Source organism: Halomonas sp. KAO (assembly GCF_015595025.1).
GTDB lineage: Bacteria > Pseudomonadota > Gammaproteobacteria > Pseudomonadales > Halomonadaceae > Halomonas.
The window spans coordinates 1-434 of the sequence record NZ_JADNRL010000032.1; the positions used below are offsets into that span (position 1 = coordinate 1).

1 protein-coding gene is annotated in these 434 nt (G+C 64.7%); it reads right to left on the reverse strand.

Annotation, left to right across the window (positions count from 1 at the left end; genetic code table 11):
• A partial coding sequence (locus IOC61_RS15945; protein WP_195689732.1) for an AMP-binding protein occupies positions 1 to 434 on the reverse strand: 434 nt, incomplete at both ends.

Consider the following 434-nt stretch of genomic DNA (forward strand, 5'->3'; position numbering starts at 1 on the left):
TCCTGCAGCACCGCGGTGCTCTTCAGATAGACCGGCAGCATCAGGCCATAGAGGAAGCCCAGCTGGTGGGCCAGCGGCGAGGGCATGAAGACACTGTCCTCTTCGCCCAGGGCCAGGCGCTCCGCCAGCGGACGGATGTTGCTGAACAGGGTGTTGGAGGTGTGCATCACCCCCTTCGGCTTACCGGTGGTGCCGGAGGTATAGAGGATCTGTACCACGTCGTCACCCGAGGGGCGGCGTGCCTTGAACAGCTCGGCGGTGTCGATCTCCTCTTCCCAGGCGCGCTCCAGCAGCACCCGCTCGAAGCTCTCCTCGCCCTGGCCGTCGATCACCAGCACATGCTCGAGTTTGGGCAGTGAGTGCTGGAGGTGGTGGGCCATGGCGCCGTGATCGAACTTGCGGAAGGTCTGCGGCACCACCAGCACCTTGCTGTC